At 58.2% G+C, this 17,095-nt stretch carries 14 protein-coding genes; 4 read left to right on the forward strand and 10 right to left on the reverse strand.

The features are described from left to right. Window positions 1-35: 35 nt before the first annotated feature. Both CWI75_RS12160 and CWI75_RS12165 read right to left on the reverse strand, forming a co-directional pair. Entirely contained in the window at window positions 36-1,313 is a 1,278-nt protein-coding gene (locus tag CWI75_RS12160; protein WP_101521751.1) for an O-acetylhomoserine aminocarboxypropyltransferase/cysteine synthase family protein, read from the reverse strand. Window positions 1,314-1,460: 147 nt separating this feature from the next. Then, window positions 1,461-1,898: a nuclear transport factor 2 family protein gene (locus CWI75_RS12165; protein ID WP_101521752.1), complete on the reverse strand. Its 438-nt coding sequence runs from the start codon at window positions 1,896-1,898 to the stop codon at window positions 1,461-1,463. Window positions 1,899-2,087: 189 nt separating this feature from the next. On the opposite strand from CWI75_RS12165, the gene CWI75_RS12170 reads away from it, so the two are divergent. After that, the gene (locus CWI75_RS12170) at window positions 2,088-3,329 is read left to right on the forward strand and encodes a cytochrome P450 (protein ID WP_101521753.1); all 1,242 of its coding nucleotides are present in this window, start codon (window positions 2,088-2,090) and stop codon (window positions 3,327-3,329) included. 6 nt (window positions 3,330-3,335) lie between these two features. Here CWI75_RS12170 and CWI75_RS12175 read toward each other — a convergent pair whose 3' ends face one another. Both CWI75_RS12175 and CWI75_RS12180 read right to left on the reverse strand, forming a co-directional pair. Continuing rightward, window positions 3,336-4,190 (reverse strand): SDR family NAD(P)-dependent oxidoreductase, encoded by an 855-nt coding sequence (locus CWI75_RS12175; RefSeq protein ID WP_101521754.1) that lies wholly within the window; start codon window positions 4,188-4,190, stop codon window positions 3,336-3,338. A 63-nt stretch (window positions 4,191-4,253) separates the two neighbouring features. Then, entirely contained in the window at window positions 4,254-5,111 is an 858-nt protein-coding gene (locus CWI75_RS12180) for an SDR family oxidoreductase (RefSeq protein ID WP_101521755.1), read from the reverse strand. On the opposite strand from CWI75_RS12180, the gene CWI75_RS12185 reads away from it, so the two are divergent. Beyond that, on the forward strand, window positions 5,091-5,411 hold the full coding sequence (locus CWI75_RS12185) for a type II toxin-antitoxin system RelE family toxin (protein ID WP_241521197.1): 321 nt from the start codon (window positions 5,091-5,093) through the stop codon (window positions 5,409-5,411). The two genes, CWI75_RS12180 and CWI75_RS12185, sit on opposite strands and share 21 nt — an antisense overlap. Window positions 5,412-5,425: 14 nt before the next feature. On the opposite strand, the gene CWI75_RS12190 is transcribed toward CWI75_RS12185, so the two are convergent. Both CWI75_RS12190 and CWI75_RS12195 read right to left on the reverse strand, forming a co-directional pair. Beyond that, window positions 5,426-5,788: a DUF3127 domain-containing protein gene (locus CWI75_RS12190; protein WP_101521756.1), complete on the reverse strand. Its 363-nt coding sequence runs from the start codon at window positions 5,786-5,788 to the stop codon at window positions 5,426-5,428. A gap of 48 nt (window positions 5,789-5,836) precedes the next feature. Further along, a complete protein-coding gene (locus CWI75_RS12195; protein ID WP_101521757.1) occupies window positions 5,837-6,775 on the reverse strand; it encodes an NAD(P)H-dependent flavin oxidoreductase in 939 nt (312 codons plus the stop codon). Between the two features lie 338 nt (window positions 6,776-7,113). On the opposite strand from CWI75_RS12195, the gene CWI75_RS12200 reads away from it, so the two are divergent. Next, the gene (locus CWI75_RS12200) at window positions 7,114-8,868 is read left to right on the forward strand and encodes an N-acyl-D-amino-acid deacylase family protein (protein ID WP_101521758.1); all 1,755 of its coding nucleotides are present in this window, start codon (window positions 7,114-7,116) and stop codon (window positions 8,866-8,868) included. Window positions 8,869-8,890: 22 nt separating this feature from the next. Here the strand turns inward: CWI75_RS12200 and CWI75_RS12205 are convergent, their stop codons facing one another. After that, the gene (locus CWI75_RS12205; protein ID WP_101521759.1) at window positions 8,891-9,973 is read right to left on the reverse strand and encodes a DUF2855 family protein; all 1,083 of its coding nucleotides are present in this window, start codon (window positions 9,971-9,973) and stop codon (window positions 8,891-8,893) included. Between the two features lie 192 nt (window positions 9,974-10,165). Between CWI75_RS12205 and CWI75_RS12210 the strand changes: the two genes are divergently transcribed. Further along, window positions 10,166-10,561, forward strand: a complete 396-nt coding sequence (locus tag CWI75_RS12210) for a hypothetical protein (RefSeq protein ID WP_101521760.1) — start codon at window positions 10,166-10,168, stop codon at window positions 10,559-10,561. 77 nt (window positions 10,562-10,638) lie between these two features. Here the strand turns inward: CWI75_RS12210 and CWI75_RS12215 are convergent, their stop codons facing one another. The 3 genes from CWI75_RS12215 to CWI75_RS12225 form a co-directional block, all read right to left on the reverse strand. Beyond that, a complete protein-coding gene (locus CWI75_RS12215) occupies window positions 10,639-12,786 on the reverse strand; it encodes a hypothetical protein (RefSeq protein WP_101521761.1) in 2,148 nt (715 codons plus the stop codon). A gap of 634 nt (window positions 12,787-13,420) precedes the next feature. After that, window positions 13,421-13,915, reverse strand: coding sequence for a nitroreductase family deazaflavin-dependent oxidoreductase (locus CWI75_RS12220; RefSeq protein WP_101521762.1), 495 nt, complete (start codon window positions 13,913-13,915; stop codon window positions 13,421-13,423). Between the two features lie 95 nt (window positions 13,916-14,010). Further along, entirely contained in the window at window positions 14,011-17,094 is a 3,084-nt protein-coding gene (locus CWI75_RS12225) for an efflux RND transporter permease subunit (RefSeq protein WP_101521763.1), read from the reverse strand. Between the last annotated feature and the right edge of the window lies 1 nt (window position 17,095).

Here is a 17,095-nt window from a genome sequence, read left to right on the forward strand (position 1 = left end):
CCTGCCATCACCACCGACAGCAGGCTATCGCGAAATCAGGCCTGGCTTACCGCCAGGGCCTGATCGATATCCTCCAGGATATCGTCGATGTGCTCGATACCAATGGACAGGCGAATCATTTCTTCGGAAACCCCGGCGCTGGCCAGCTCGTCGGCATTAAGCTGGCGATGCGTGGTGCTGGCGGGGTGACAGGCCAATGATTTGGCGTCGCCGATATTCACCAGGCGCAGGATCAGTTGCAGTGCATCGATGAACCTGGCACCGGCCGCCGTGCCGCCCTTGATGCCGAAGCTCACGATACCCGATGCGCGCCCACCGAGAATGCGCCCACACACCTCGTTATAGGGGCTGTCTGGCAACGCCGCATAATTCACCCAGTTGACCGCGGGGTGGGCCTGCAGATGTGCCGCCACTTTTTCCGTATTCTCACAGTGGCGCTCCATGCGCAGCCCCAGTGTCTCCAGGCCCTGCATGATCAGGAAAGCGCTGTGTGGCGACAGCGCCGCACCGGTGTTGCGCAGGGGTACGACACGGCAGCGGCCGATGAAGGCGGCGGCGCCCAGCGCCTCGGTGTAGACCACGTCGTGATAGCTTGGGTCGGGCGTATTCAGTACCGCGAATTTCCGTTTGTCCGCCGTCCAGTCGAACCTGCCTGAATCCACAACCGCGCCACCAATGGTCGTACCGTGGCCGCCGATGTATTTGGTCAGGGAATGAATGGCGATATCGGCGCCGTGGTCAAACACGCGACACAGGAAGGGGGTAGCAACGGTGTTATCCACCATCAACGGGATACCGTGCTCATGGGCGAGATCGGCCCAGGCGCGAATATCGACCACGTTGCCCGCGGGATTCCCGATCGATTCGCAAAAAAGCGCTTTGGTATTGTCATCGATCAGCGCACGCGCCGCATCCAGATCGCCGGCACTAGCCATGCGCACCTCGATACCTTGCTTGGGAAAGGTGTGGGCAAACAGGTTATACGTACCACCATACAATTGACTGGTGGACACAATGTTGTCACCCATGGCGGTAATGGTTTCGATGGCATAGCGGATGGCGGCCATACCCGACGCCACGGCCAGGGCGCCGATACCGCCCTCCAGTGCCGTCAAACGCGCCTCGAGCACGGCGTTGGTCGGGTTCATTATGCGCGAATAAATATTCCCCGGCACAGCCAGGTTAAACAGGTCAGCGCCGTGTTGGGTGTCGTTGAATGTAAACGACGTGGTTTGATAAATCGGCGTGGTTGCGGCGTTGGTGGCGGGATCACCGTCGTAGCCTTCGTGCAGGGCAATGGTTTCCGGGCGCATGAGCTCTCCTTGAATACTGCGTAATGTTGAATGAGCGTGAGCTCCATCAGAGCATTACAGCGTTGGCCTGCGGGAAAGTCAAATTGGTATCGTTAGTGTCCCGGGTGACGAGGGGCATGAATGGAGTTCAAACGGCGGTGGCGGCTCCTACCCGATGCCAATAACCGAGGGATCACCGTAGTGCGCAGACCATGTTGCCTCGCGACGGACAATCCGCCAGCCCACATCGCGGCGCTCCCACCAATCCTTGTATTCGCCATTGGTGTCGAAGAACAGATGCGCCTTGTCACCAGAACCCTGGTGGCGCGCCTGGACATAACTCCTGCTCTCCGCCTTATCGCCGTCGACTTTGATGACTATGCTGCCGAGCAAATGCTGTGTGGCCGCGCAGACATCCAGATGCCGTCGGTTCAGGTCAATGAGCGTATCAAGTCCCTCCTGCTCACCTCCGCCATAATTAAAGGTGAGATCATCGGTATATACCTCGGCCAGCCCAGCATAATCTTTGCTATCGACCGTGTGTGCAAAACGCACCAGGACCCGCGTTATATCGCGCTCATCTAGCAACTCTTGCAATGTGTCCATGGATTTCCTCTCGCTTGTTGGCATTGGACTCGATGAACAATATTAAACGCCAGCTTGCTGTAGAAGCCACCAGGCAAAGGAAAGCCACGACAGCCCGGGGTACAAAGACTTGGTCCAGCCCGTCTCGAAACCACCGATCGGCCGGGTTATGATCGACCGGATCGATAACCCTATTGCCTGGATCCCGCCATGAGCCGCTGCCCCTTGCATCACGACTTGCTCAATCTCGCCAATTTCGAGGAGGGCACGCCCCGCGAAGCGATCGCCGAACTGCGGGCAAACCATCGCGTTATCCGCCAGGAGGACCCGAACGGGGAACCCTACTGGCTGGTATTGCACAAGGCCGATATCGACCAGGTACTGCGCGAGCCGGCCACGTTTTCCAGCCGCAACGGACCGCTGCTGGAGGACATCCCTGAACCCCTGCTCAGCACTTTGCGCCAGGCGATGACCTTCACGGATCCGCCCACGCATCGCGCCAAACGGGGCCTGGTAGATCACGCCTTCAAGCCGGACGTACTTGAGCAACGCCGAGGCATGATGCAACGCAAGGTGGCCGAGATTGTCGACGGCGTTGCCGCAAAGGGCCACTGCGAGTTCGTCAGTGAGATCGCCATGCCCCTGCCCGTGCATGTCATCTTCACCTTGCTGGGTTTTCCGGAAACGGAACAGACCTACCTGGTGAACCTGGTCAACAGTATGACCCTGGCCAACGATCCGGACTATACCGGCAGCCGGGAAGAAGGCTTCGCCGCGTCTGCCGAACTGATCCGCTGGGCTGCCGAATGGGCCGCCCGGCGCCGGCTTGATACCCCCAAAGATGACATGACCCAACACCTGCTGGAAGCCGAGATTGAAGGCCAGCGATTAACCGATGAGGAATTTGGTGCGGCGGTGCAGGGCGTCATGGTGGGTGGCACCGAGACTACCCGCAATACCCTGTCGTGGCTGTTCCACGAACTGATCAAGCATCCGCAGCAGCTGGCTTTGCTACAGGCGGAACCCGAGCGGATTCCGGACGCGGTGGAGGAGATCCTGCGCTACCGCAACACGGTAGTCTATACCCGCCGCACCGCGACCCGTGAGGTGGAATTGGCGGGCCAGACCCTGCAGGCAGGCGACAAGGTGGTGTGCCTGCTCTCCTCTGTCGCTCATGATCCCGAGCTGTTCGACAACCCCGAGTGCTTTGATATCACCCGGGACCGCGCTGCAACCCGCCGCCACCTGCGCACCTTCGGTTTTGGGGTACATGTTTGTCCGGGCCAGCATCAGGCGCGCCTCAACCTGGAAATGATGACCCGGGAGCTGCTGATCCGGTTCACGGACTTCGAGCTGACGGCGCCCCCCACCCACTTTCGCTCAAATTTCATGGACGGCTTCAAGCGTATGCCGTTGGCTTTCCGGCAGCGGGACGGGGTCGCCGTCACCTGAGGCGCGCTATCCCAACCCCATGCCCGCCAGTAATTCCGCGGGCAACGCCGGGTCCGCCAGATTGGACAAGTGACTGGCGCGGTTATTGGCAAACTCACGGGTCACCTCGGGGTGGGTCGAGACCCAGAATTTGCCAGCGGCTATTTGCGGCAGGATGCGCTCTGCAGCTTCGTCGCCGCTGATCCCTTCACTGGCCAGCATGTTGTGCATGATCTGGCCATGGTTCGCATTCATGGGATCTTCCGCGGTTTTCGAGTCTTCGAAAATGCGGGTAGCCACCGGGCCGGGCAGAATTGCGGAGACATGGATCGGCGCCCTCTTCATCTGCATTTCCAGATAGAGGCATTCACTGAATGACAGGACCGCGTGCTTGCTAAGCACGTAGGAGGTCTGGATCGGCATGATTCCCAGGCCGCCGATGGAAGACGTGTTGGCAATCCAGGCCCGCTTGCCCGACGCCAGCATTCCTGGGGCGAACGCGCGGACACCATGGATCACCCCGTTAATATTGATGTTCAGGGTCTTTTCCCACAGTGCCGCCGGAAGTTCCCAGACATAACCCAGGGTTTCAATACCGGCGTTGTTCACCAGCAAGGTGACATCGCCGAAGGTCTCGTGGGTGATGGCCGCCAGACGGTCCAGTGCCTCCGGCTCGGCAACGTCAGTATGGACGACCAGCACATCAGTACCGCCGGCCCGGATCTCCTGCGCCACACGCTCCGTACGCTCCATGGCTACATCCGCCAGCACCACGCGCATACCTTGCTTGGCTGCAAGGCGCGCGAGGCCTTCTCCAATCCCTGACCCCGCGCCGGTGATGACTGCCACACCGCCCTTGAAAACCGCCATGTCCTGGCTCATAAATTGCGTCCGCGAATTAGTATGAAGCCTTTACCGTATCATTAAATCGACAGCTCGCCACCCTCACACTGGATACTGAAATCCCACACTCTCCTCGGTAATACGCCACAATTGCTGTGCCGCCTCCTCGTCCCGCGCCCAGGGCTTGGGCCGCACAGGCTTGCAGTTGGCGAAATATTCCCCGCTGGTCCCGGCCACTGCATCACTGGTGCACAGGTAAATGGAGGTCTGTGCGCCCTGCTCCGGCGTGCGGAAAAAGGGCTTGATCAGGAGCGGCACTATCCGGCTCATTACGCCGCCGTTCTGCGTGCCCAGGGAGGTAGATACTGCACCAGGGTGCAGGCTGTTTACCGTCACCGGGTAAGCGGCAAGCCGCTGCGCGAGGCTGCGGGTGAACAGGATATTCGCCAGCTTGGACCGCCCATACTCACGGAAGGTCTTGTAGCCGTGTTCCGCATGCAGGTCATCAAAACCCATACCGCGCACAAAGGCGTGGGCGGCGGAGGCTACGTTGACAATGCGCGCGCCGGGTACCTCCAGCATGGTGGGCAGCAACAGCCCGGTGAGCAGGAAGGGCGCGAAGTGGTTAACGGCCAGCGTCTCCTCGAAACCATCCACCGTGGTCCGGCGGCTGGTGTTCACGATGCCCGCGTTATTGAGCAGCACATCCACCGGGCGCCCCAACTCCAGGCACTCCTGTGCCGCCTGGCGTACACTGGCCAGACTGGCCATGTCCAACATCACCACCGTTGGCGCCACTCCACCCGCAGCGGTGATTTCATCGGCCAGGGCCGCGCCCTTATCGGGGTTCCGACACAACAGGGTCAGGCTGGCACCCTGTGCGGCCAGGGCCAGCGCCGTGGTCCGGCCAATCCCCGCGGTGGGGCCGGTGATAAGCACGTGCTTGTCTTGCAGGGTCATGGTGTGCCTCCTGGGCGGAATCTATTTGATACTCCAGATTACAGGAGCTTCAGCAGCACGCCTATTATCATTTCTGCGATCAAGGCGCTTCGCTCAGTACCGCAAAAAGACCTGAAACGTATCCTGGCCAAAATTGAAGGCCTGGCGGAAAATCCAAGGCCCGTGGGCTGTGAAAAGCTTACCGAGCAGGAACGCTATCGCATCCGACAGGGAGTGTATCGGATCATTTATGAAGTCAGTGACTCGGTGGTAACCGTTCCTGTCGTCAAGATTGGTCATCGACGTCTTGTATACCAGTGAGTGGGCCGCTCGGGTCAGAATGGAATGTCGTCATCACTGTAACCGGGATCACCATCCTGGCTGGGCATGCCCTGGTAGCTGTCATAGTCCGGAGCGGGCTCGAATGAGGCATCGGCCGCGGCAATCTTCCAGCCCTGCAGATTATTGAAGTAGCGACCGTTGTATTCCCGGCCCCGAATGTCAAAAGTGACAGTGACTTCCTGCCCCGGCTGCAGGCCATCGAGCAAGGCGATCTTGTCCTGCACGAACTCCAGGTTGATCTCCTGCGGATATTTTCCGTCCTCGACGGTGACTACCATTTCGCGTTTGGTAAAGCCGCTGTTGAACGTCTGCGGTTCCTGGATGAGCTTGATCTTGCCGGTTAAATCGTAGGCCACGCGCCTGGTCTCCTTGTACGGTATTGGTTGGGATTGCCATCGGTTTCATCAGCGGGTGTAGCGCTGCGACAAGCCCTTGATGGTGTCGTGAAAGGCCGTAATTGTATCATCGATGACCTGTTCGGCGCTGACCACGTTATCGATACGCCCACAGACTTCACCGGACAGCGGGATGGCCGCTTCCATATCGCCGCCAAAGTACAATTGTGGAATTCCAGCCATGTTTTCCATGATATCGAACTTGCCCAGCGGCTCCAGGGCAGCCGTGCGTGCCGTACGCAGGGCGCGTAGGGCCGGGCGTGATTGCTGGTTGAGGAAGACGGTATCCGTTTCTCTGGCCGCCACCACAGCTTGCTTCCAGTTATCGTGCACCGGCGACTCCAGACAACACAACATCCGCGTACCCATCTGCACCCCCTCAGCGCCCATGGCGAAGGCCGCTGCCATCGACACACCGTCACTGATGCCGCCAGCGGCAATAACCGGCACTTCAACACGGGAGCAGATGAGGGGCAGCAACACCATGGTAGATACCGGGCTGGGGTTCTTGAAACCGCCACCCTCACCGCCTTCAACCACCAGCCCGTCGACCCCCGCATCAATCGCCTTGAGGGCCATCTCCAGGGTGGGTACCACATGAAACACGGTGATACCTGCGGCCTGGAAATCCCGGGTACAGACACTGGGGCTACCGGAGGATGTAGTGACAAAGCGAATGCCCTGTTCGATCACGAAATCGATGATATTGCTGCCTTTAACATAGGACAGGGCCACATTCATGCCAAAAGGCTTGTCGGTCAACTCGCGCATCAGTGCCACTTCGCGCTTGATAATATCCAATTCCCCCGATGAGGTCTCAATGATCCCCAGGCCCCCGGCGTTGCTGACGGCGGAAGCGAGTTGCGAACGGGCTATCCAGCCCATGGGTGCCTGGATGATGGGGTACTGGGTGCCAGTGAGCCTGGTCACGCGATTTTCGATGGTCATTTTCCGGGTCCTTGTTCTACTTGAATTCCCCCCCCCGAATCAACGGCGAAGGGCAGCTACAGAAACGGCATATTGGCATTTTTTATGACATTACGTCACGGTTTATGCCTATCCGGTCACGTATACCGTCACACAACGAAATCCGGTGATCCATGCCGGCCCGCTTTTACCAGCTGATATGCGACGACGGCCCCGCACCAGCCGTGACATCACCCTCTTCATCCGTGAGCTCGCCCGACTGCGGTGACACGCTTGTGATAGGGCAACAGCTGATTTAATCTGCATAGTACGACCCCGGGGACAACCCGAACTCAATAACAATAAAAGAGGCAATCACTGTGGCAAAATTCGATCTGATAATTCGCAACGGCACCATCGTGGACGGAACCGGTGCGCCCGGCTATTCCGGTGACGTCGCCGTGAAAAACGGCCTGATTATCCAGGTCGGCACTGTCACCGGTGATGCCGTCGAGGAAATCGATGCGGGTGGCAACATCGTAAGCCCCGGCTTTGTGGACATCCACACCCACTATGACGGGCAGGCGACATGGGACCCTGAAATGGCCCCATCCAGCTGGCACGGTGTCACCACGGTCGTTATGGGCAATTGCGGTGTCGGCTTTGCGCCCGCCAGGCCCGACCGCCATCAATGGCTGATCAGCCTGATGGAAGGCGTGGAGGATATCCCGGGTACCGCCCTCGCAGAAGGCATTACCTGGGACTGGGAAACCTTCCCCGAATATCTCGATTCACTGGAAAAAATGCCGCGTGCCGTCGATGTCGGGACCCACGTTCCTCATGGCGCAGTCCGGGCCTACGTGCTGGGCGACCGGGAGAAACCGGGCGCCGTGCCGACCCGGGACGATATCCGGCAAATGTCCGCCATCGTGGAAGAAGGCGTTGCGGCAGGCGCCCTGGGCTTTTCCACCAGTCGCACCGTTTTGCATCGTTCAGTCGATGGCGAACTGGTGCCCGGGACCACGGCCACGGAGGAAGAACTCGTGGAGATCGGCAAGGCGATGGGCCGCGTCGGGCATGGCGTGTTTGAAATGGCCAGCGACATGAAGCATGAATGGAACGAATTCGGCTGGATGGGGAAGCTCAGCCGTGAAACCGGCCTGCCCGTCACCTTCGCCGCCCTGCAAAGTATCGCCAAGGACATGTCACTGGTGGAACAGATCGCCGGAATGCGTGCAGAAAACCGGGCTGGCGCGAACATCGTCGCGCAGATCGCCCTGCGCGGCAACGGCATCATCATGGCCTGGCAGGGAACGGTACACCCGTTCCTGTTCCGCCCCAGCTGGCATGCCATTGCCGAATTGCCATGGCATGAACAGAAAGCAAAATTACTCGACCCGGCATTCAAGACACAACTGCTGGCCGAGGACAGCGATTTGTCGGGAACGCCCACCGAACTTCGCGAACTATATAACGTGATCATTCAGGGGTTCGTCGCCCAATACGAAATGGATGATGATTTTGATTATGAGCCGACCCCCGATGGCAGTGTCGCCGCACGGGCGGCGACGGCAGGCAAGGATGCGGCGGAGTACGCCTATGACCTGCTCTGCCATGACGACTGCACCGGCTTCATCTATTTCCCGATCCTGAATTACACTGATGGCGACCTGGAGTTTCTGTTACCGCTGCAACATAGCGACGACACGGTAAATTCCCTGTCGGACGGCGGCGCGCATTGCGGCACCATCTGCGATGCGGCCTCCACCACATTCATGCTGGAGCATTGGGTGCGCGACCGGAAACGCGGTAACCGGATCGCGCTGGAACACGCCATCAAGCGTCAATGCCAGGATACGGCACGACTCTATGGCCTGAATGATCGCGGAGTCATTGCGCCGGGCTATCTGGCAGACCTCAATATCATCGACCTTGACGCGATCAAGCTGGGCAAGCCATGGCTGGCCTTCGACCTGCCCGCCGGGGGGAAACGTCTGCTGCAGAAGGCAGACGGCTACCTCGCCACGATAAAAGGTGGGACGGTCACTTTTCGGGATGGCAAATGGACAGGCGCCACACCGGGCGGCCTCATTCGTGGACCCCAGAGCGTGGGTCAGGGCGACGTGGCGGCGTAAATGTCGTTTCGCAAGTAGCCCATCAGGGCTCGATCACAATCCCCAGGGACGGGTCGACCTCACCGCCAGCCATTTCCACAAATGCAGCGCGCGCCTGGTCGATGCCGCTGCGAACGTCTACGGTAACCGTACCTTCCGCATCCGCCAGGAAGTGGTGCCAGCTTTTGGCAATATCCCGACCAAATGCTGCAGCACCCTGCTCCTTGATTGCCGCAACCGCATGATCCGGCGCGAAGAACAGGACCGGCTCGGGCCCTGCCATCTTATCGACGCCACCGAGCGCACCGCCGCGCGCCTCCACATGGGTAGCGCCAACGAGACAGGAATACTTCAGGTTATCCGCCAGGTGCGCGTGTATCCGCGCAAGCACCGCGCCATTTCCCGCAAAATCCACAGAGACGCTGGGCACCTGGGCGAGCTTGTCCAACGCATCATAGGCTAACACCTCATCGTAAAGCCCGGTCTCCTCCACAAATTCCATGTTAGCTGCTGAGGTAAGCCCTATTCGGCGGGTAGCCGGTGAACGATGCCTGGCCACACTGGCAAGGCCCAGCGCGGTTTTGGACGATGCGCTGGTGAGAATCACGGCCTCGGCACCAAACCAGTGTTCCCGCCGCATGAAGCTCTCGATCAGAAAACCGGTCTTGAACAACGGCCCAAAGATCATCCGCTCCGCCTCTTTCGATGCGTCGTGTTCGGGATCATGGGCGAGGCGCATGTATTGATTGTAAATCGGGCTCATGGGCTGGCGGTGAGCAGCCATGTCCATGAAGCTGCTGTCGGAAATTTTTCCCGGCACCACATCCAGGTGTGTCGCCATCGGGAGGTAACCGTACACCCGCTCACCCTCGACAACATCGGGATGGCTGGATGCCTGCACCACGGCATGGCCCCACATCGGCACCACGCCCCAATCACCCTCGCCCGGAAAGAAGTTCCAGTAACCGAACACATCACCTATCACCGCATAAGTGACGTTGTTGGATGTTACCGCAAAGCTTTCAATCTTCAGCCGGACCGCGCTTTCCGCCAATGTACCCAGTGGCGTGTCCTGGGTGCGTGCGGTGGTAATGTTATTGCGAAGGACCTGAACAGTCTGTGCCATGGTTGTCTCCTGCTATTTGGTGGAAAGCATAGCGCGGCTAAGGGGGGAATGCGATGGGTATACCGGTGATAGACGCGCAGGCCTCACGGATGGCCAGCAGACCTACTCCCTTGCCATACCCGAGCGAATCGGATGTACGGCTTTGCCAGCGGACCGCGCATACTTGGCGGATCGCCGCAAGGAGGCTATGCTATGGCAACACTCGCATTTGATTCATTGCGCTATGCCCGGCGCCTGAAAAGTGCCGGGGTGCCGGAATCGCAAGCAGAGGTACAGGCAGAGCTGATGGCGGAAGCATTCGGGTTCTACGCAGACAATATCGTTACGAGGGACTATCTGGATGCGACCCTGCGCGCAACGTTTGCGGAGCAGGATGCGAAGCTTGAGCAACGGTTTACTACCATCGATCAGCGCTTTGTGGACATTGGAGCCCAGCTGGAGACAGCATTGAACAGCCGCCTCAACCAGCAGGACATCAAACTCGCCTCCATCGAAGCCACTACGAGCGGCAACTTCCGTGTGCTCTCCGCCCTCATGGGCGTGATCTTACTGGCCGTGGCGGTGCCGGCTCTCCAGAGCCTCTTTTGATTGCCCTATCGCATGAGCATGCCGATCAACGCAAAAAACGTGATCGGCATGCTGTTTCCCTCAAGGAAGACGGGCATTTAGCCCTTGTCGCGAACCAGGGTCATGCCCTGGGCGCTGGAGACGACCTGGCCATCAACAGTCACCGTGGCTGTCCAGAGAACCTCGGTGCGCTGGGCCGGGCTGGTCCAGCGAAACTTGAAGTTTTCCTTCTTGCCGGGCTCGATATCAGAGAAGCTCGCGGAGAAATTCCCAACCTCAGCTCCGGTGCCATCAATGCCACTGATATTGACTGTGCCGGACCCGCTTGCCAGGGCACTGGGATCATTACCCACTACTGCCGATATCAGGATGTTGCTGCGTAAAGTATTTACCTTACTCGGAACCTTGAAGTTGGTTATCGACATATCGCTGTCTGGTACCGGTACTTCTACATCCTCATTGATGATCAATTGAGCAGTGAACACTGCCGTGGGCTTGCGGTCACCTTTAACATAGACCGCGAGGTCGAAGTCATTGGTCATCGGCAGGCCATTGGTGGTGACGGGAACACCGTTGATAGTATCAGCGACAGTGACAAAGTCGTTTTCGAGAACGTCTACCCAACCCTTACTCGTGGCCAGCGGCGAAGGCCCTTCCGACTCGTCCCAGTCCAGCAGATTGATGACCGTGGTCACCGTCTCGCCTACTTCATAGCGTACATTTTCCCTGGCGAAAGGCGGTGCGCTGCACTCGATAAGGGGTATCTCCAGCCCGGGAATATCCTGGCCGAATTTGTTGGCTTTCAGGCGCCAGCGTGGTCCGGAGACCAGCTCCAATCCGCGGTCGGCAACTTCCACCGGGCTTAGTGGCAGCGCCGTGCCGATGAACTCGAATTCGCCACTGGCAGCGGCCACGGGATCAACGTAGGACCACTCGAAAGGGTCGCGATTGATGCTAGTATAGAATGCGTTGGTAAAGCCGCCGACCAGGTCGGAAGAAAACGGTTCTGGTGGATTGATACCGGCGGGAATTGAATAGTTGGTGCTGTTGTTCTTGAAGATGGTTCCCACACCAATTGCGCCGGGATCCGAGGAACCCTCCTCGCTATCAATAAAGTCACCATCGCCCTCGTAACATTCACGAGTTGACACCCAATTGCCCGCGGCATCAACACGATAGGAAGGCTTGCGTCCGGTGGCGGCTTCGTTCTCCAGGTCTTCCGGTCGCAGCTGGTCATTGGGGTTGTTGGTAATCCAGTGGGTTACCACCAGTTTTGCGCTTTCAATCTGGTAGTCGGCATCCGGTTCTTTCCAGGCGTCAGGCAAGGGTAAGCGAGCGTACAGGCGGACGTCATTGGGGCGTTTAATCAAAGCGCCCCAGCGGTAGAGAGGTTTACCGTCATCCTTCAATGTGATCGAGTAGTCGCTGCTGACGGCAATGTCATTACGGACCGTTGTGTTGTCATTGGCATCCATCTGCACACCCGGCTTTACGTCGGTCAATAGTCCTCCTATTGGCATTCCATTAACCAGGATGCTGGCATTGTCGTCAAGCTCAGCATCGGCACAGGAAAAAAAGTCACTGCCGTCCGGTAAGCTCAGGTAGGCCTGGCTGCCGTCAGTGGGGTCCGCAAAGAAATAGGGCACGACTTCGTGGCAACTCAGGGTATGTTCCATCACCACATAATGTTCTGTTGAGCATTTCACTGATGTCCCACCCAGCCCCTGGCACCAGGTGCCCATCGGCGGTTTCACCTTATAGGTGTCGGTAGCGAAGTTGGATATCTTGATTCCCACGACCTCTGCGCCGTCGAAGATGTTGCCGACAAATCCCTCCTGATAATCCCGAGGCGCTTCGCGGGTCTTCGCCTGGGCGCCAAGGAAGTCCACTACCTCGAAGCCGAACTCCGAGTCGACCGGATACAGTATCACTCCATCTTTGTCAGTAAAGGGCGCGACGAGCGGCAGCCCGGTCGCCGGGTCTGTTGTTGCGGGGCAAGCCGTACCTCCCGGTAATCCACAGATGGCATCCGGGTCCTGGGCTGCCCCGGCGGGGCCAAAGGTACTGCCATCAAAGCCGGACTGCAGGTCCTGGATGGAGAAAACATGTACCGGCGACTCCCAGGGCGGCGAAATGTCCTGCGCCAACGCCGTGCCGGCAACCAGCGTGGCTCCGCTGGCAAGCATGGATATCGTTATCGCCAGGCGACGTCTGGAAAAGGGAAACAACTGTATATTTTTGTTCATGATGCATCCTCATAGATTAAAACAACATGTCATTAATATCGGGGGAATCCCGGCTTTTTGGCTTTCTGGCGGTCCCCGTAAGGACCCTCTCGAACAGGTACATCGTCTGGCGCTACATCATCTGGTGGTACATCGTCTGCTGGTACATCGCTATCACTTCCCGACTTGAGGCCACGACCGGGATCTTCGGGTGGGTTACCGCTTCTCCGTCGCTGGCGCTCTCCCTTCTGGACGGACCGCTCCCGCTCCATAGCAAAGTCATCGGGTTCTTCCCCGAGCGTTTCGTTGACAGGAGCTTGTGTAGTAGACGCGTCGGGTGGGGATTCGGCCGACGTTGTCGCTGACATGACCAGGACGGCGATCGCAAGTAGCAATTTATTTACTTCCAACATGACGTATTGCATCCGCCGTAATGAAAATTGGGAGGGGGAGCTAACAGGTAACTGCAGCTGACTAATACAGCGTAGTCACCGATGTCGAAATGAAATTGATTTCAATCAATAAGGGGGGTTAAAAGGATCATGGCGTGGACACTCATAAACCCATGGCTTTAACGAGTTGGGAATGAAGTGCAGATCAGCCACTACCGGCAAAGCTGATGATCGCCGGCGGTGAGTTGAGAATTAAAAAGCGCCTAGCGCGGTTCGCAAATAAAAACCGGGATATCACGATCCGTCCGAGCCTGGTATTCATCAAAGCCCGGGTAGAGCGTTAACAGGTGAGGCCATGCTTCGCGTTTCTCATCAGGACTTACTTGCCTGGCCCGGTAAGGTTTTTTAAGCCCGCCAACCATAATTTCAACATCAGGGTTTGCCGCGATGTTGTAATACCAAACCGGGTTTTTTTCCATACCCCCCTGCGAAGCCACCAGGTATCTATTTTCACCTTGGGGGAGATTAATAAGGGCGATCTCACGCGGCTGGCCAGACTTGCGCCCGACCATGGTAACAATACAAATCGGATAACCACCTGGGAAGTTTTTCAATAACCTGCCATTGCTCTTCTTGTATACCCAGACGTTGAAACGGGTATAAACCTTCATTACACGCCTTACCAGCGGCACCATTTTGGTCGGAATCTCGTCAACGTCCTCACGGCGGGTTTTGACATAGTCAAATTTATTCGTCATTTCATCAGTTCCCTGAACACAGTTACCCGGATCATACTAAAGACCAAGGTATTTAACATGCTCTCACAAGCTGGGTGAGAAAGCTTCGCCCACTTCTACTGGCGGGCACTACCCAACCAACGGTAAACAGCCGGCACGACCAGCATGTTCAGTGCAGTTGCACTTACCAGCCCCCAAAGAATTACTACCGCCATGGGAGACTGTATCTCGCTGCCGGGTTCACCGCTGGCCAAAGCCAGGGGCACGAGTGCCAGAGCAGTAGCCGCGGCTGTCATCAGAATTGGAATAAGTCGCTCTTCGGCGCCCCGACGAATGGCACTGTCGATATCAAGCCCCTGTTCACGTACCAACCGCCCGATATGATCAACCAGAATTACCCCGTTGCGAGTAGCAATACCGAACAGGGTGATGAAGCCGATCACCGCCGCGATGGTCAGGATACCCCCGGAAAGCCACACCCCCACGACGCCACCGATCAACGCCAACGGCAGGTTCAGCATTACGACACCTGCGTCCCGAGCCGACCCGAATGCCGCCATCAACAGGAAGAATATGCCTACGATCACACCTCCACCCAGCAGCAACAGGCGAGTATTGGCGGCCTCGGCACTTTCGAACTGACCACCGTACTCGATATGATAGCCGGCGGGCAGCTCGATATTGGTATTGATCGTGCCGCGAATTTCTTCCACCAGACTGATTAGATCCCTTCCGGCGACATTGGCCATCACGACCATGCGACGCTGTACGTTCTCACGCCCAATTCCGTTCGGGCCGCGCTCTGTACGGATATCCGCCAAGGCTGCAAAGGGAACAACCGCGCCAGAGGGCAGGGTCAGCAGGGTCTGCTTCACCGCCTCAATATCGTCTCCCGCAGATTCCTGCAGGCGCACAACCAAATCTATACTCGCCTGCCCTTCGAGTATGCTACCCACCGTAGTGCCAGTAAACGCGGTTTCAAGGGACTCGGCAGCCTCCGCCATGGTCAGGCCATAATTGGCAAGGGCTGCGCGATCAAACCTGACGCTCACAAAGGGAATCTCACTTTGCTCTTCCATGGCCACGTCAACGGCTCCCGGAATGTCTGCGGTGAGAGTCTCTACCTGGAGTCCGAGTCGGCGCAGTTCAGTCAGATCCTCGCCGAAGATCTTGATGGCGATGTTAGCCCGCGTGCCTGAGAGCATGTGATCGATGCGGTGGGAAATGGGTTGGCCGATGATGACATTGGTACCGGGCAGGCGCGAGAACGCGCCGCGGAGGTCCGCCAACAGTGCTTCCTTGCTGCGCGACTGCATGGACAGCATGACATCGATTTCCGAAGCGAACACCTGCTGGGCATGAGGATCAAGTTCCGCTCGCCCGGTACGTCGCGCCGTGGCAACCACTTCGGGTTGCTCAAGGAGGATCAATTCTACTTTGCGTCCGATCTCATCGGAGGTCTCCAGTGCGGTTCCCGGCAGAGTCACCACACTCAGGGTAAGGCTACCCTCGTTGAATTCCGGCAAAAATCCCCGTCCAGCCATACCCAGGAATACCACCGCTACCAGCAACAGCAAAAACGCACTGGTCATCACCAGACGGGGGTACCGCATTGCACCTGACAACATTGGGCGATAGGCCGCTTTCAGCCAACTGATGAATCGGGTGTCGTGATCGTCGCGAACGGTCTTGCTACCAGGCAATCCCAGCAGACACAGCACCGGGGTGACGGTGAGCGCCACCAGCAGCGACGCAGCCAGTGACACCACATAGGCCAGGCCCAGAGGCTGTAACAGACGCCCCTCCACCCCACTGAGAAAAAAGAGAGGCAGGAACACCAGGATGATAATGAGCGTGGCGAAGACAATCGAACCTTCGATCTCCCGCGTCGCTTCGAATACCACGGTAGCGACATTGCGTTGCCGGTCTTTTGGATGGGCCTGATTCTCCCGCAGGCGCTTGACGATGTTCTCGACCACAATGATGGCGTCATCTACCAGCGCCCCCACGGCTATGACCATGCCGCCCAACGTCATGGTGTTGATACTGCCGCCCATGGCCTTGATCGTCAGCACTGCCACCAGCAGGGAGAGTGGTATCGCCACCAGGGCAATACCTGTGGCCCTGGCACTGAACAAAAAGGCGAACATGATGGCTACAACGAGGATGGCGCCATCGCGCAGGGCGACACTGAGATTGTCGATGGCAGTACCAATGAAGTCCGCCTGGCGGAAAGCGTCGGTTTCTATGGTCATGCCCTCAGGCAAACCCACCTGAATGTCAGCAAATACCCTATCCAGGCGCCCAGTCAGTTCCAGGGTATTAACCCCCGGCTGCTTCTGGATACCGAGAACCACAGCGGGTTCTCCCTTGTAGGCGCCGGTACCACGCCTGGGCGCGGGACCGATGCGAACCTCTGCGAGATCGCGAATCAGGATGGGTTCACCGTTGCGACTCTCTACCAGCGCCTGCTCCAGCGACTGAATGTCGGCCACGCGCCCAATGCCCTGAATCAGAAATTCCTGGTCGTTGCGGGTAATGAATCCCGCCGATGCATTGCGACTGGCGGCAGCGGCAGCTTGCCGCAGGGAATTGAGGGTAATGCCATAGGCGGAAAGCCTTTCCGGATCTGCGATGACCTGATACTGCCGGGTTTCACCACCGATGGGGATAACTTCAGCAACGCCCGGCACTGCCAGCAAGCGCCGCCGTACCACCCAGTCCGCGGTGGTTTTCACGGTCATCTCGTCGTGGGTTTCCGAGCGCAGGGCGATGAACAGGATCTCACCCATAATGGAGGACACCGGTGCCAACTGCGGTGGCGGGAGGTCCACGGGCAAGCTGGCCCGCGCCCCTTGCAGCTTCTCCGCCACAATCTGCCGCGCCCGGTAGATGTCCGTGCCCCATTCGAATTCGACAGTAATAACACTGCTGCCGACGCCGCTGTTGGAGCGGACTCTACGTACCCCCACGGCCCCGTTCATGGCCGTTTCAATCGGGTGGGTCACCAGCAGCTCTACATCCTCCGGCGGCATGCCGTGCGCCTCGGCGACCACGGTAACCGAGGGCGCAGTCAGGTCCGGAAATACATCCACCGGGGTATTGCGGGCCACTATACTGCCCCAGACCAACAGGGCCAGAGCGCCTACCAGCACCAGCAAGCGGTTGGCCAAAGACCACTGAATTATGCGATCAATCATG

This window comes from Kineobactrum sediminis (assembly GCF_002868715.1).
Lineage (GTDB): Bacteria > Pseudomonadota > Gammaproteobacteria > Pseudomonadales > Halieaceae > Kineobactrum > Kineobactrum sediminis.

Bases quoted from the DNA above. Each gene is read 5' to 3' on its own strand.
- CWI75_RS12180 (WP_101521755.1), bottom strand. From the start codon at position 5,111: ATGACCCTGCAAGACAAGCACGTGCTTATCACCGGCCCCACCGCGGGG.
- CWI75_RS12225 (WP_101521763.1), bottom strand. From the start codon at position 17,094: ATGATTGATCGCATAATTCAGTGGTCTTTGGCCAACCGCTTGCTGGTG.
- CWI75_RS12165 (WP_101521752.1), bottom strand. From the start codon at position 1,898: ATGGACACATTGCAAGAGTTGCTAGATGAGCGCGATATAACGCGGGTC.
- CWI75_RS12210 (WP_101521760.1), top strand. From the start codon at position 10,166: ATGGCAACACTCGCATTTGATTCATTGCGCTATGCCCGGCGCCTGAAA.
- CWI75_RS12220 (WP_101521762.1), bottom strand. From the start codon at position 13,915: ATGACGAATAAATTTGACTATGTCAAAACCCGCCGTGAGGACGTTGAC.
- CWI75_RS12215 (WP_101521761.1), bottom strand. From the start codon at position 12,786: ATGAACAAAAATATACAGTTGTTTCCCTTTTCCAGACGTCGCCTGGCG.
- CWI75_RS12160 (WP_101521751.1), bottom strand. From the start codon at position 1,313: ATGCGCCCGGAAACCATTGCCCTGCACGAAGGCTACGACGGTGATCCC.
- CWI75_RS12205 (WP_101521759.1), bottom strand. From the start codon at position 9,973: ATGGCACAGACTGTTCAGGTCCTTCGCAATAACATTACCACCGCACGC.
- CWI75_RS12170 (WP_101521753.1), top strand. From the start codon at position 2,088: ATGAGCCGCTGCCCCTTGCATCACGACTTGCTCAATCTCGCCAATTTC.
- CWI75_RS12195 (WP_101521757.1), bottom strand. From the start codon at position 6,775: ATGACCATCGAAAATCGCGTGACCAGGCTCACTGGCACCCAGTACCCC.
- CWI75_RS12175 (WP_101521754.1), bottom strand. From the start codon at position 4,190: ATGAGCCAGGACATGGCGGTTTTCAAGGGCGGTGTGGCAGTCATCACC.